This window comes from Vagococcus sp. (assembly GCF_036639995.1).
In the GTDB taxonomy this organism is placed as follows: domain Bacteria; phylum Bacillota; class Bacilli; order Lactobacillales; family Vagococcaceae; genus Vagococcus.
In genome coordinates, this window is the sequence record NZ_JAVWHO010000002.1 from 84,868 (window position 1) to 99,724 (window position 14,857).

A 14,857-nucleotide genomic window follows, 5' to 3' on the forward strand; every position below is an offset into this window, starting at 1 on the left:
GAATGAAGGTTTTATTTTGTACATCTGAATGTAGTCCATTCTTTAAAACAGGTGGATTAGGTGACGTTGCTGGAGCTTTACCGAAAGAATTGAAAGAAAAAGGTATTGACGTTCGTGTTGTTTTACCTTTTTCATCTAAAATTTCAGAAGAGCTCAGAAATCAATGCGAAGACATTTATGAATTTACAGTAGGTGTTGGCTGGCGAAGACAATATTGCGGTGTTAAACTCTTACATCATAACTCAATTGATTATTATTTTATTGACAATGAGTACTATTTTAATCGTCCAAATATTTATGGTGATTTTGATGATGGAGAAAAATTCGCATTCTTCCAAATGGCTATTATAGAAATGCTGGAAAAAGTTGATTTTGTTCCAGATGTTATGCATCTTAATGATCATCATACAGCGATGATCCCGTTCCTTTTAAAAGAAAAATATAATTGGATTGAATCATATTCGCATATTAAAACGATTTTGACGATTCATAATTTAGAATTCCAAGGTGTTTATGGTAAAGAAATTCTACCAGAATTATTTGGTTTAGGTTATGATCGTTATGATGACGGGACAATACGTTTCCATGACGCTGTAAACTTTATGAAAGCAGGTATTTTGTACTCAGCAAAAGTTACCACAGTTAGTCCTAACTATGCTAATGAGATTCAAACGCCTGAATTTGGTTTTGGTTTAGATCCAATCCTAAGAATGGAATCTCATAAATTATGTGGTATTTTAAATGGAATAGATTATGAAGTGTTCAATCCTGAAACGGATCCAAAACTAAACCACCATTATAACAGTGACTCATTAGAAATAAAAAAATTAAACAAAGCTGACTTACAAGAACGAGTTGGTTTGCCTGTTCGTGATGATGTGCCGTTGATTGGTTTAGTGAGTCGTTTGACTTATCAAAAAGGCTTCCACATTTTATTAGCCGAGATGGAAAATTTATTACAATTTGATGTTCAAGTGGTATTACTTGGAACGGGAGATCCGATGTTTGAAAGTCAGTTTGAATATTTCGGCCATAAGTATCCTGAAAAAACGAGTATTAATATTTCCTTTGATGAAACGTTGGCTCAACAAATTTATGCAGGATCTGATGTGTTTTTAATGCCATCAGCAACTGAGCCATGTGGCCTATCACAAATGATGGCTATGAGATATGGTACATTACCAATCGTTCATGAAGTAGGCGGTTTAAAAGATAGCGTAATCCCATACAATCCTATTACAGGTGAAGGAACTGGTTTTGGCTTTAGTAATTTCGAATCTTACTTCTTGATGGAAGTAATCAAAAAAGCAATTTTCTTATACATTGATGATAAAGTTGCGTTTGAAAAATTAATGAAACAAGCAATGAATACAGATTTCAGTTGGAGTCATTCTTGTGAACAATATATAGCACTATACAATGAAGTGATTTAAAGAGTTGTTTGTGTATTTGAAAGGTAGAAAAGAATAAATATGACATTTACGAAGAAAAATTTTAAAGAAGAATTTGAAGAAAGATTGCAAGAGCGTTTTGCTCTTTCAATTAAAGATGCGTCTAACAAAGAATTATACGAGACATTAGGAAAGTTAGTGACATCTCACTATAGTCGCAACTGGAAACATACTAGACAAGATTATTTAGAGAATAAACAGAAGCAAGTTTATTATTTCTCTATCGAATTTTTGCCAGGTAGAATGCTTAAAAGTAACTTATTAAACTTAGGTATTTACGATACAGTTGAAGAAGGATTGAAGGAATTAGGTGTTAGTTTAGATGACTTAGCAAAAGAAGAACCGGATATGGCATTAGGTAACGGTGGATTAGGACGACTAGCTTCATGTTTCATGGATTCTTTAGCGTCAATTGGTATGCCTGGGAACGGAAATGGTATTCGCTATGAATATGGTTTATTTAAACAAAAATTTGTTGATGGCTATCAAGCTGAACTTCCAGATGAATGGTTAACTAGTAGAAATATTTGGGAGGTAAAACGTGAAAGTAAAGCTGTGGATGTTCATTTTGGCGGGAAAGTTTACTTGATTGAAACACCAACTGGACAACTAAAACCTATGTATAAAGGCGGTTACTCAATCAAAGCTATTCCTTATGACACTGGTATGACTGGTTTTGAAAATGATACTGTTAATACAATGCGTTTATGGAGTGCAGAGGTTACCGAAGCAGATAAAGCTAATTTCCAAAACTTTGAAGGTCGTCAAGAACTTGAAAATCTAACATCAGTTTTATATCCAGACGATTCTAATGAACACGGAAGACGTTTCAGATTATCTCAAGAGTATTTCTTTGTTTCAGCTGGGATGCAAAGTATCTTTAATTACTATAAAACACTAGATTTACCAATGACAGAAATGAATCAATATATTGCGATTCATATTAACGATACTCATCCAGCGATGTGTGTTGCTGAATTGATGCGTCTGTTTGTTGATGAAGAAGGTATGGCTTGGGAAAAAGCGTGGGATGTGACAACTAAAGTGATGAGTTACACTAACCACACAATTATGTCAGAAGCGCTTGAAAAATGGCAAACATCATTAATCAAAGAAGTTTGTCCGCGTATTTTCCAAATTATTGAAGAAATTGATCGTCGCTATGTTGAAGAGTGGCAAGGCGTATTTGATGATGATTTAATCAAACGAACTCGCATAATTTATCATGATCAAGTGCATATGGCCCATTTAGCGATTATTGGTTCTCACTCTATCAATGGTGTAGCAAAACTTCATTCTGATTTATTAAAATCTGTTGTTTTGAAGGATTTTTACACAATTTATCCAGAGCGATTCAATAATAAAACAAATGGAATTGCTCAAAGACGTTGGTCACAATTAAGTAATCCAGTATTGTCCAAAACGTTAGATAAATACATTGGTAAAACATGGCGCAAAGATACAGGTGATTTAAGATTACTTCTTAATCATGAAAACAATGATAAATTATTATCAGACCTTGCAAATGCCAAACATGAAAATAAAAAACGCTTAGCAGCCTATATTAAAGAACATAACAATGTTGAAGTTTCACCAGATGCTATTTTTGATATTCAAATCAAACGTCTCCATGCTTATAAACGTCAATTGATGAACTTGATGCATATTATTAAACTCTACCTAGATTTAAAAGAAAATCCAGATTTAGATATGACACCAAGAGTCTTTATCTTTGGAGCAAAAGCTGCGCCAAGCTATCATTTTGCTAAATCTGTCATTAAATTAATTAATGAAACAGCTAATTTAGTTAACAATGATAAAGATATCCAAGATAAATTAAAAGTTGTCTTTTTAGAAAACTATAATGTTAGTTTGGCTGAAATTATCATCCCTGCAGCTGATGTGAGTGAACAAATTTCACTTGCTTCAAAAGAAGCTTCAGGAACATCTAATATGAAATTTATGTTAAATGGTGCTATCACTTTAGCAACATTAGATGGCGCAAATATTGAAATTAGAGATACTGTTGGAGAAGATAATATTGCTATTTTTGGTTTAACTGAATCAGAAGTTTATCGTTATTACAACGAACAAAACTATAATTCATCTGATATCTATCAAAATAACCCAATTATTCATCGTGTGGTTAATGCATTTGTTGATGGAACAATTCCAAACTGCCAATTAGAAGGGCAAGAAATTTATGATTCATTAATTAAATACAATGATGAATTCTTTGTTTTAAGAGATTTCATTTCTTATTGCGACGCACAAGAATGGATCGATGCAAGCTACAAAGATAAGAAAAAATGGGGTAAAATGAGTTTAACTAATATTGCCCATGCAGGTCATTTTTCTTCAGATGATACCGTTAGAAAATATTCTGAAGATATTTGGCAAATCGAACCAATTCGCAAACATTAAAAGAGGTGAAATAGTTTTTGGATATTCAATATAATTCATGGTTAAAAAAATTCAAAATGCCCTTTGGTGCCATTAAGGACAAAGGGAAAGTTGAGTTTAATATAAACGTTGATTCCAATGAATACATTAAATCAGTATCCTTGGTAATGAAAAAACAAGGTGATTCAATTGAAATTAACGAATATACAATGAAACAAATTGAAGCCAACAAATACAATTACCACTACCAAGCAACTAAGGGTAGTGGTTTGTATTTGTATTGCTTCAAAATTACAGCAATTAATAATGAAGGTAATGAATTTATTCTTTATTATGGAAATAGTGACTATGGTGGTCAAGGTTATCAATATGTTAATGAGGCAAGTATCAAGTGGTATCAACTAACTTGTTATGAGACAAGAGATGCTGCGCCTGATTGGTATACAGAAGGAGTATTTTATCAAATTTTTCCAGATCGTTTCTTTAACGGAAATGAGAATAAAAGAATAAATAACCCTAAAAAAAATACTTTTCTTTATGGAACTGAAGAAGACGTACCAATGTACATCAAAGATAAAAAAGGTGACATTGAGAGATGGGATTTTTTCGGTGGGAATTTAAAAGGAATTAAAGAAAAAATACCTTATTTTAAAGAATTAGGGATTACTGCTCTTTACTTGAATCCAGTATTTGAAGCCAATAGTAATCATCGATATGATACAAATGACTATTTTAATATTGATCCTGTTCTTGGGACAAATGATGATTTTAAAGAATTGGTTGATACTCTTCATGAAAATAATATCCGAATCATCTTAGATGGTGTTTTTTCTCATGTTGGAAGAAATAGTCAATATTTTAATTATTCGGGAGTGTATGGAAAAAATGTCGGGGCCTATCAAAGCCCACATTCTAAGTACTATAATTGGTTTAAGTTTTTGAATTACCCTAATGAGTATGAATCATGGTGGGGAATTGCTGATTTACCAGAAATTAATAAGCACAATCGTTCATATCAAGAGTTTATCTATGGTAATGAAAGCAGTGTTTTAGGTTTTTGGGAAAAATATAACATTGATGGTTGGCGTCTTGATGTAGCTGATGAACTACCCAACTTCTTCTTAGAAGGAATTAGAAAAAAAATCAATCAAAAAGATAATCAAGTTTTGATTGGTGAAGTTTGGGAAGACGCTTCTAACAAAGTTGCTTACGGGGAGCGAAAAGAGTATGCTTCTCATCCGGTTTTACATAGCGTAATGAATTATCCCTTGAGAGAGCAAATTTTAGATTTGGTTAATCAAAGAAAGCCTATGATTGATGTTATCTCGGCAATGATGGAAATGAAGGAAAACTATCCGGATTATTTTTACTACAATTTATTTAATAATATCGGAACGCATGACACCGCTCGAGTTTTGAACGAATGCGAAGGCTCCTTCTTAAAAACTGCTCAAGCTTTCGCTATGCTGTTTATGATGCCAGGAGTTCCATGTGTATACTACGGAGATGAAGTTGGCTTAGAGGGCGAGAAAGACCCTGATAATCGACGATTCTATCCTTGGGGTAACCCAAATAAAGAGATGAAAAAAGTTTGTCAAAATTTATCAATGGTTAGAAGAAGTCATATTTCTTTATTAAAAGGAGACTCTCATATTTTATATAACCTAGATAAATCATTGTTTGCGATCCATAGATATTATGAAAATGAAGAGTGTATTGGTTTCTTTAATTTTACTAATATTGAAAGTGAAATTATTAATGAACATTGGCAATGTGATGAACTCGACCCTGTCGAAGCAACTGGAATTGTAAAACGTTTTGATATTCCTCGAATGAGCATTTCAAAACATCATTATCTATTTTTAGTAAAAGAAATAATTAATTAAGTTAGTTAGGAAGAGGAACCTGGGATAATCAGAGTTCTTCTTTTTTATTTTAATGACTATTAATTGACAGTTTTTTCTCAAAAAGATATGATGATTTTACAAATTTTTGATAGATATTAAGGAAAAGAGGGATTTTATGTTAGAATTTTATAAAAAAAGTTTAGATAAAATAGTAAATGTGTTTTTGTTTATTTTAGCAACATTAATAATAATCTACATGGCAAGAGATTTATTAGGAATCTTTCAACTTATTACTCTACCAAATGACCAACGTTCTTTAGAAGTTTTTTCTGGATACATCCTGGCCTTTTTCATGTTATTTGAGTTTATAGTGATGATTACAAAGTATATTGAGGATACACATAACATACCAATTAAGTATCTTGTTATCATAAGTATAACAGCCATATTAAGACAACTACTTGTTGTTCATGATGATGCTCTTCAAACATTGTTACTCACGCTAGCCATTCTTATTTTAATTATTGTCTTGTATATCATTGAATTAATTAAAAAGAAAGAAATTGATCGTAAGAATCAAGGTTAATATTTGACAACATAAAAATAAATGATATCATTGTTAGAAAATTAAGAGGTGATAAGTATGGGATTAAATGAATTTATTTTAGGATTAAATAATTTAGAAAAAATAAGTCGTGCTCCTGGTTTTTTTAAATATACAGAACATACAGTGGCAGCTCATTCTTACCGAGTGGCATCTATTTCTCAAGTATTAGGTGATATAGAAGAAGCAAACGGCATTTCGATTGATTGGAAAGCGTTGTACGAAAAAGCTCTTAATCATGATTATACAGAGCGTTTTATCGGAGATATTAAAACACCTGTTAAATATGCGAGTACTGAGTTAAGAGGTATGCTTCAAGTAGTTGAAGAAAAAATGACAGAAGAATTTATTGCACAAGAAATTCCCGAAGAGTTCCAAGAAATTTATCGTCGACGTTTGTTTGAAGCAAAAGATGACAGTGTGGAAGGAGAAATTTTGGCAATTGCTGATAAAATAGATTTACTTTATGAATCTTTTGAAGAAATAGTTAAAAGCAATCCTGAGGAAGTCTATATGGATATGTTTATTGAGTCAGTTCAAACGATACAGAGTTTTACTCATAGACCTTCTGTTATTTATTTTTTTGAAGAAATATTCCCAGAATTACTGAATAAAGACTTTTATGGGAGAGAAAAGTTTATTACAAGACTTGATCAAGTACATAATTAAAAAAATAACAGTGAAAAGCATTGTAGTCTTATGATTGTTATGTTAGAATAATTAGTGTAGTAATTTGATTCGAAATTAGGAAAATATTTATTTTATATATAATTCTCCTATTAAGCGTCACATTTATTGCAATAATACGCGTACAAAGATGCGCAATAGGAGGAAAAGCACATGGCTAACGGTACAGTAAAATGGTTTAACGCAGAAAAAGGATTTGGATTTATCACTCAAGAAGACGGTACAGACGTATTCGCACACTTCTCAGCTATCCAAGGTGAAGGATTCAAAACTTTAGAAGAAGGACAAGCTGTTACTTTCGACGTAGAAGAAGGACAACGTGGACTTCAAGCAACAAACATCGAAAAAGCTTAATTAAAGCTTTCTGAAACGTTAGAGATAAATCTCTAGCGTTTTTTTTGGCCATAAAATAGTAACAAAAAAACCTTCAATTTTGAAGGTTTTTTATTTTTATACTTCTTTATTTTGAGCTTTTCTTGCAAAATAAGGGAAGATTGCCCCTAAACCGATTAATACGATAGGTGTAGCAATGTTCATAATTAATTGGAAAACAAAAGCTTTTGGTTCATCGGTATATGAAATTTTTGGCACAGCTCCTAAAATACAAGCAAATGCCGTAAAGATAAAGCACCATAAACCAACTAAATAACCAATTTTAGGATTTTTAATAAATTTATAATCAGAGTTGAAATCTTTATGTAATTTATTAATCATCATATAAGCGAAAAATACCCATAAATAACGTAGAGGCATAACAATTGAATTAAGATTTAATAGCCATTTATAGTTTTCATTCATATTTTTGATTCCAAGACCAGGAACAATAATTAAAATACTTACCAAAATTCCAGTTAAGATATAACCTTTTACAGGTGTCCCTTTACTGTTAGTTTTTGAAAAACTCTCTGGAATAAATTCTTTATCAGAATCAGATAAAAGAATTTTTAAAGGTGCATCGATAGAGAAAGCTAAAGCAGAAATTTGTGCTAGCATTTGAGCAATCGCATAAATGACAACAAATAGATTACCTACTTTATAATAAGCTCCCAGCTTTCCAAAGGCTTCATAAGCACCGTTTGCCATTAAATCATTTGGAATGTTGTGGCTATCAAATAGCATTCCCATTGAAAAAGAACCTAAAATGGCACAAATACCAATCATAATAGCTAAAACGAGCATTCCTTTAGGAAATTCTTTAGAGGCATTTTTTGTTTCATTAACATAAGGAGAAATTTTTTCCGCCCCACCAACAGCAAAAACTAACATTGAGATGGTTGTAAAGTAAGCAAAATCAAATTTAGGTAAATAAGATTTTATATTTCCCATATCAGGTGTTGCAAAAGTTGCTCCTGTAATGGCAGGTGCAGATACAGCTAATAAAATGAATAATAATGACATAATAAACATTGCAGTACCAGCTAGACCGCCAATAGTTTTTAATGTAGTTAATCCTTTTGATGAGATCCATAAAAAGAATAAGAAAATAACTAAACCGATTAATGCAATAACTGTTGCATTTCCAGTGTTGATAAAATCACCATTTTGTTTCAATATCCAATTAATTGAAATAATGATTCCTTGCGGTTTTTGAGCTAAGTAGGGGATGTGAACGACCCAATAAGTCCAAGCTGCAAAATATCCAATACGTTTTGTTGTAGTGTTTTTAACCCAGCTACTAACACCACCTGTACTATCTTTAAACACAGAACCTAACTGTCCCACAATTAATACGTAGGGTACGAAGTAAAGGGCCATGATAAGTATCCAAGAGACAATAACAGACAAGCCTTGCGTTGCATAGTTGTTAACAACATTTCCAAGCCCCCAAACAGATACGAAGGCAATAATGGCAACATTATACCATCTAAGTTGTTTAGAACTACCCATAAATAAATCACTCCTTAAAATTTGATATAAAATTAATAATAATGATTTAATCATGATATGACAATCAAAATTTAAACAAAACCTAATATTATGAAAATACAGTTAAAATTGAATAAATATTCGTTAACTAAATTAGCATTTTAGAAAATAAAAAAACACTCAAAAAACCAATGATGTAAACGGTTCTTTGAGCGTTTTGTTTATTTCTTATCTTTTTTTTCTTCTTTTTTATCTTTTAATAAATCTGATGTATCAGAGTAGTTTAAACCTTTCAGGTTATGAATATCTTTACCGTACGATAACCCAACACCACGGGTATCATCAAAACCAATACCACTATAAAAGACATAGTATTTACCATTTTCTTTTAGTAAGGCACTCTTATAAAGGCCTTTGCCATCGAATTGATGTTTGTCTTTTGATGGGAAGATGATAGGGTCTAAATCATCCCATTTCTCACCATCTTTTGATTTTGAATAATAAAGATTCATGACATGTCTTAGTGACAAGTTATTTGTGCCATCATTTTTAAAACCAGAGACAACTGTTTCATATCCAAGATCAGTTTTTTGGACATCTAAATGCCAATGTCGCATACTATCAGAGTTTGAATACTTCATTTTAACTTCTGTTGGAGCGCTCCATTTAAGTCCATCACTACTAGTACGGTGCCATATACGGTAGCCGTTTGCTACATACCAAACTTGGTAACCATTTTCATCTTTAACGAAAGCTGGCGAAATCCAATCTCCTTTTTTACGGTTGGCTTTATAAATAATTTTTTTATCTGTCCAACTTTTACCATCTTTTGAATCAATTCGGTAAATAATAACATCTCCAGAGATATCATCAACATAACGCCAGAATAATTCAATACGATTTTCTTCTTTGTTGTAAACTAAATTTGTATCTGAATCATATTGTAGAGGGACTTCACCATTAAATTTCTCAGATTTTGGTTCGTCTAATGGGTTTTGTTCATCAGGAATCCATTCAATTAAATCGTTTGATTTAAATATATGAGGATTTTCATAGGTTGCAACACCTTTAGGGTAAGCTGTAATGCCCATCCAGTATTTATATCCATTCCATTTTTCAGGAAAACTGATAACAGAAGGGTGAGTATTTTCAATTGTATCATAGGCTGTAGGAAGAACTAGGCGTTCACGAGCGTTTGCGTGGCTAACAACTTTTTTCCCACTAACATATTCTACTGTTTCATTATTGATAATACCTTTTTTTTCTAGTACATAGGTAGTTGTTTGTGGTAGAAATAAACCAACCCCAGAAAGGGTAACAACAATCATAAATATGTTAGCTTTCCGATTTTTTAAATTTTTCTTGAAAATATAACGATAAATGAAATAACTAATTCCAAATACCATCAAACTAATACCAATAAAAATTATTAAAGCATCTCTAAATCTCATAACTGACCTCCATTTGCTAATCCTTTTTCAACAAAACTTTTACTTGGTGTTACAAATAGTGTTTTCTGGTTGTCATAGATAACATAACCAGGTTTCGCACCGTTTGGTTTTTTTACATATTTTACTAAGCAGTAATCAATCGGAACACGAGCAGACAAACGATACTTAGAGTAGTAAGCGGCTAGATTAGCAGCTTCTAAAAGAGTCGTATCATCAGGTTCATTACTGCGTATAATAACATGAGAACCAGGAATATCTTTAGCATGTAGCCAAGTATCAGTTTTATTGGCAGTTTTTAGAGTTAATTGATCGTTTTGTAAATTGTTTTTCCCAACAAGAATAGTTGATCCTGTAGAAGAATAGAATGTTTCTGGTTGGCTCTTTTTAGGTACTTTCTTTTTCTTTTTTTGTTTGTCCTTAATATAGCCTTCTGAAATTAACTCCTCACGAATGAAATCAATATCTTTTGGAGAAACGCGTTCAAGCTGATCTTCAATTGAATCTAAATAAATTAACTCATAATTTGCTTTTTTTAGTTGTTCCGTCACAATTTTAACACTATTTTTTAGTTTTTGGTATCTTTGAAAAAATTTTTGTGCATTTTGATTAGGCGTTAGCGCTTCATTTAAAATGATTTCAATCGATTCATTATTTTCATAGTAATTTTGAAGATTAACTTTTTTTGCACCACGGGGGACTTCATGTAAAAAAGTTGTAAGTAATTCGCCTTTGATTCGGTAAATTTCCGCATTATCTGCATCAATTAAAGATTGTTCAAACTTTTTTATTTTTTTCTTAATTTTCACTTGATCATTTTTTACTTTTCTAAAAAGTTCCCCTGCTTGTTGTTTTACACGATCTCTTTCAGCTTTACCTTCATAATAACCATCAAGTAAAGAACTAAGACTATCGAATTTTTCGAAAGATTCGCCAAGTGTTTCGAATAAAATAGGCGTAAAAAATTCTTTCTCTCCTGATTGATAGAAAGAAGGGGAGAGGTTCTCATTTAATTCTTTGAAAAAGTGATTCCAGGTCGTGAGTTTACTATTTTTATTTTGATTAAGTCGCCAAGCGAGTTCGTTTGCGGTATCTTTTCCAAATCCTTGAAAAGTAGATTGAATAAGTGCAGTATCAATTTGATCTGCTGTATTCATTAATTCAAACAGTCTTTCATCAGAAACGTTGAAGGGGTTTAGCTTATCTTGAGTAGGTGGATAAATATAATCTGTACCAGGCAAAATAGAGCGATAACTATTAACGCTTGTTCCAATGTGCTTAATAGAATCAATAATTTTATTCGAATTTTGATTGTATAAAATGATGTTACTATGACGTCCCATTAGTTCAATCGTTAAAATAATGTTTTCTAAATCGCCTAACTCATTTCTGCTACTAAAAGAAAATTGTAATATGCGATCGTTTTCAATTTGTTCAATTTTTTGTAAAAGGCTTCCTTCTAAGTATTTTCGCATAACCATGCAAAAGTTAGGAGGCGTTTTTGGGTTAGTATAATTTATTTGTGTAATCTGAACCCTTGAGTAGGAAGGGTGTGCAGATAAAAGTAATGTATGATTTTTCCCGTTATTTCTAATAACTAACATAATCTCATTTTCATAAGGTTGATGAATTTTTGAGATTCGCCCACCAATTAATTCTTGGGTCAATTCTTTAGTTATTAGATGAGTAAAGATGCCATCAAAAGACATGATAAATCCTCCTTTTTAACATAAAAATAGGGAAATAACCAGAGCGGTATTTCCCTATAAAGTCATTTTAATTAGGTCCGTTTCCTTTAAACCAACCTGTTTTTGCATTAATTGTTACAACATAAAGAGGGAACTCTTCAGGTTTACTATTTGGGAAAATTTTTGAATTAGTCGTTGCATATAAATCGTAAAAACCTTCGCCATTTTCAACATATTTAGGAACTAAATTGTAACCTCCTTCAGTCACATAACCACGGCTAATAACCTCTGAGATAACTTTTTCTTGAACGCCAGGACCCCAGCCCCAAGCAGCATCATTGTAGTCAATGTTTTCATCTTTACGATTTCCCCATTTATACTTAGAATCAGTATCTTTGTAATTTGAGTTACTATTATTATTGTTTTGTGCTGGTTGAATACTGTTATTTTGTTGTTGTTCTTGTTGTTGAGCTAAACGAGCCTGTTCTTCAGCAGCAGCTAATTCAGCTTGTTTTTTATCATTTTCAACAAGGTATTTATCCACTTTTTCTAATTTCTCTTGTAGATCTTTTTTAGCGTCAGCGTCTTTAATCCCTTTAATTGCTTTTTCAGCTGATTCATATTGTTCACGTGTAGCATTTTTAATCACTTTATCATCTTTATAAATACTTTCTAAGGCGTCGTTAGCTTTTGATAGTAACTCTTTTTGTTCTTCAGCTTCAGCGAACCCTTTATTATAAAGAATATCAAAGCCGTCTTTTTCAGTAGCTATTTTATTGATTGCTATATGATCAGCATTTTTGACAAATACTTTACTATTTAATTTGTCGCCTTCAATAATAGGTGATTTGAACAATTCATTCATTGCCTTTTGTTTATTGAATTTTTCTTCCACTTTATCAAAATCTTGTTTTAGTTCGTTGTAATTGTCTTTGCCTTTAAGTTTATCTAAAGAAGAATTGGCTTTTTCAATATCTGCAGCTGAAATATCTTTTTTCAAAAAAACATGGTCAGAATTGCTGTATAAAGAATTTAAATTTAACTCAGCAGAAGAGACCAGTTCTGTTGTTGCTTTTTCGTCAGCCTTTTTTTGTTGTGCTGAATAGAAAGTTAAACCACCAGCAATTAAAAGGACCGCAGCAGACATACCAATAATAGCTTTTCCTTTTTTCTTTTTGTCAGGGGTGCTATCGCTTTCTTCTTTAGCAATAGATTCATCAGATAAGACCTGGGATTCTTTAGAAGGAAGTGTTTCCTCAGAAGTGATTTCTTTAAATTCTTCTTCTAAATCTTTTGCTATATTTTGACCACTAACAATTGTTGTATTAGCTAAATCATCTTCATAGATTGTTTCTTCTATTTGATCACATTCAACAGAAGGTTCTTCTTTTTCTGCAACAAAAGTATCACCTGTATTTTTATTAGTTTCCTGAGTAACAGATGGGATTTCTTCTTGTTCTTTTTCTTTAGTGGATTCTGCAGTTTCTCCTCTGTGCTTAAATGTTGGTTCTTTGTGCGTATCGTCTACATTTTTTTCTATATCTTTTTCTTTGAATGTCTTAAATTGTTTGGTTGCATTTAGGTCAAGGGTATTTTCCAGTTCAGATTGTTCGTTTATTGGAATGAACAAATCACAGTTAGGACAGTATTCTTCACCCTGTTTAAATTCATGACCACAATTAGGACATTTTTTATTTTCTTTTGTCAAAATGAATTCGCTCCTAATCATAAAAAATTGCTCTACAATTAAATCATTATATACTATTTTAAGTAAAAAATATAGGGAAAACATAATTTAAAACAATGCTTTGATGAGTTGATTCTCTATTAGTATTCTCAATTTAGTGAATATGAGTTATAATAAACCTATTAATATTTAAGGTGGTTTTTCAATGAAGGAACACAAAGACGGATTTAAAGATGCATTTGACGTCATATTAAATGTGCTGAAAAAGAAAAAAACAATCGCAATTATTTGTATTATTGTTGTTGGATTAGTTGTTAGTAAGGGATTTGCATCTATGTACCGTGACACGATTAGAGAGCAACAAATCGAATCGGTTGCTAAAACAACTTTTAAAAACAAGCAATTTAAAAATGTAAAAGACACAGAGTTGGAAAAGGCGCTTTCTGCTGAAGGACAATCTGTTGTAGCCATCGTTGATGCTAAAGATAATAAAGGATATAAAGATTTAAAGAAAATGTTTAATCAAAAAACAAAAGTAGAAGGCTTGCCTGATGTAGTTTACGTTTATCAGCCTATTTACGAGAACTCTAAAACAATTAAAGAATTGAAATTAAAAGAAAAGAATAATTTTCTTTTAATGAAAGATGGCAAGGAAGAAAATCGTTTTAGCTTCAACGAATTAGAAAGTGGGCAACAACAATTAATTGACGAAATTGATGTAATGATCAACCCTAAAATAGCACAAAAGAAACCAATTCGTGTTGATAAAAAAGAAGATTCATCTCTGGATCAAGGTCTAGAACAATCCTTAGAACAGACACCAAATAACCAAAGTGGCACACGTACATCAGAAGTTATTTTTGAGTAGATATTGACTTTTTTATGTTTGAAGGTTAAGATGTTTCTAATAATTATTTAATAAATGAAAGAAGGTATTGTCATGAGATCAACTGGTATTATAAAAAATCAATTAAATAGTTTTTCATGGCAAACTTGGCGTAGATAGTTGTATTTAGGCTTTTATTTTGGCGTAGATACAACCTTTTAGAATCTTTTCTAAAAATGTATCTATGTCGGGTGATTTATAAATTGACCGCATAGGAAAGTATGCGGTTTTTGTTTTGTCTATTTTAAGATGAGCAATAACCAATATTAGGTTATTGCTCATCTTTTTTT

At 31.6% G+C, this 14,857-nt stretch carries 11 protein-coding genes; 7 read left to right on the top strand and 4 right to left on the bottom strand.

Going from position 1 to position 14,857, the window contains the following annotated elements; all coding sequences use genetic code 11:
• Nucleotides 1–2: 2 nt before the first annotated feature.
• The 6 genes from glgA to RR554_RS01825 all read left to right on the top strand — a co-directional run bounded on the left by glgA (nucleotide 3) and on the right by RR554_RS01825 (nucleotide 7,346).
• Nucleotides 3–1,433 (top strand): glycogen synthase GlgA, encoded by a 1,431-nt coding sequence (gene glgA, locus RR554_RS01800; protein ID WP_332462592.1) that lies wholly within the window; start codon nucleotides 3–5, stop codon nucleotides 1,431–1,433.
• A 39-nt stretch (nucleotides 1,434–1,472) separates the two neighbouring features.
• Nucleotides 1,473–3,875 (top strand): glycogen/starch/alpha-glucan phosphorylase, encoded by a 2,403-nt coding sequence (locus RR554_RS01805; RefSeq protein WP_332462593.1) that lies wholly within the window; start codon nucleotides 1,473–1,475, stop codon nucleotides 3,873–3,875.
• 17 nt (nucleotides 3,876–3,892) lie between these two features.
• Nucleotides 3,893–5,740, top strand: a complete 1,848-nt coding sequence (locus tag RR554_RS01810; RefSeq protein WP_332462594.1) for a glycoside hydrolase family 13 protein — start codon at nucleotides 3,893–3,895, stop codon at nucleotides 5,738–5,740.
• A 136-nt stretch (nucleotides 5,741–5,876) separates the two neighbouring features.
• Nucleotides 5,877–6,287 (top strand): phosphate-starvation-inducible PsiE family protein, encoded by a 411-nt coding sequence (locus RR554_RS01815; RefSeq protein ID WP_332462595.1) that lies wholly within the window; start codon nucleotides 5,877–5,879, stop codon nucleotides 6,285–6,287.
• 57 nt (nucleotides 6,288–6,344) lie between these two features.
• Nucleotides 6,345–6,974 (top strand): YfbR-like 5'-deoxynucleotidase, encoded by a 630-nt coding sequence (locus RR554_RS01820; protein WP_332462596.1) that lies wholly within the window; start codon nucleotides 6,345–6,347, stop codon nucleotides 6,972–6,974.
• 171 nt (nucleotides 6,975–7,145) lie between these two features.
• The gene (locus tag RR554_RS01825; RefSeq protein WP_086343223.1) at nucleotides 7,146–7,346 is read left to right on the top strand and encodes a cold-shock protein; all 201 of its coding nucleotides are present in this window, start codon (nucleotides 7,146–7,148) and stop codon (nucleotides 7,344–7,346) included.
• A gap of 96 nt (nucleotides 7,347–7,442) precedes the next feature.
• Here the strand turns inward: RR554_RS01825 and RR554_RS01830 are convergent, their stop codons facing one another.
• The 4 genes from RR554_RS01830 to RR554_RS01845 form a co-directional block, all read right to left on the bottom strand.
• Entirely contained in the window at nucleotides 7,443–8,879 is a 1,437-nt protein-coding gene (locus RR554_RS01830; RefSeq protein ID WP_332462597.1) for an APC family permease, read from the bottom strand.
• A gap of 200 nt (nucleotides 8,880–9,079) precedes the next feature.
• A complete protein-coding gene (locus RR554_RS01835) occupies nucleotides 9,080–10,309 on the bottom strand; it encodes a hypothetical protein (protein ID WP_332462598.1) in 1,230 nt (409 codons plus the stop codon).
• Entirely contained in the window at nucleotides 10,306–12,015 is a 1,710-nt protein-coding gene (locus RR554_RS01840) for an NFACT RNA binding domain-containing protein (RefSeq protein WP_332467304.1), read from the bottom strand. Before RR554_RS01840 ends, RR554_RS01835 begins: the two co-directional genes overlap by 4 nt.
• A 67-nt stretch (nucleotides 12,016–12,082) precedes the next feature.
• Nucleotides 12,083–13,702, bottom strand: coding sequence for a cell division site-positioning protein MapZ family protein (locus tag RR554_RS01845; RefSeq protein WP_332462600.1), 1,620 nt, complete (start codon nucleotides 13,700–13,702; stop codon nucleotides 12,083–12,085).
• Nucleotides 13,703–13,886: 184 nt separating this feature from the next.
• Between RR554_RS01845 and RR554_RS01850 the strand changes: the two genes are divergently transcribed.
• Nucleotides 13,887–14,549 (top strand): hypothetical protein, encoded by a 663-nt coding sequence (locus tag RR554_RS01850; protein ID WP_332467305.1) that lies wholly within the window; start codon nucleotides 13,887–13,889, stop codon nucleotides 14,547–14,549.
• The last annotated feature ends 308 nt before the right edge of the window (nucleotides 14,550–14,857 follow it).

Excerpts from the sequence above, each read along its gene's own strand:
- glgA (WP_332462592.1), top strand. The coding sequence starts at position 3 with ATGAAGGTTTTATTTTGTACATCTGAATGTAGTCCATTCTTTAAAACA.
- RR554_RS01805 (WP_332462593.1), top strand. The coding sequence starts at position 1,473 with ATGACATTTACGAAGAAAAATTTTAAAGAAGAATTTGAAGAAAGATTG.
- RR554_RS01815 (WP_332462595.1), top strand. The coding sequence starts at position 5,877 with ATGTTAGAATTTTATAAAAAAAGTTTAGATAAAATAGTAAATGTGTTT.
- RR554_RS01820 (WP_332462596.1), top strand. The coding sequence starts at position 6,345 with ATGGGATTAAATGAATTTATTTTAGGATTAAATAATTTAGAAAAAATA.
- RR554_RS01825 (WP_086343223.1), top strand. The coding sequence starts at position 7,146 with ATGGCTAACGGTACAGTAAAATGGTTTAACGCAGAAAAAGGATTTGGA.
- RR554_RS01830 (WP_332462597.1), bottom strand. The coding sequence starts at position 8,879 with ATGGGTAGTTCTAAACAACTTAGATGGTATAATGTTGCCATTATTGCC.
- RR554_RS01835 (WP_332462598.1), bottom strand. The coding sequence starts at position 10,309 with ATGAGATTTAGAGATGCTTTAATAATTTTTATTGGTATTAGTTTGATG.
- RR554_RS01840 (WP_332467304.1), bottom strand. The coding sequence starts at position 12,015 with ATGTCTTTTGATGGCATCTTTACTCATCTAATAACTAAAGAATTGACC.
- RR554_RS01850 (WP_332467305.1), top strand. The coding sequence starts at position 13,887 with ATGAAGGAACACAAAGACGGATTTAAAGATGCATTTGACGTCATATTA.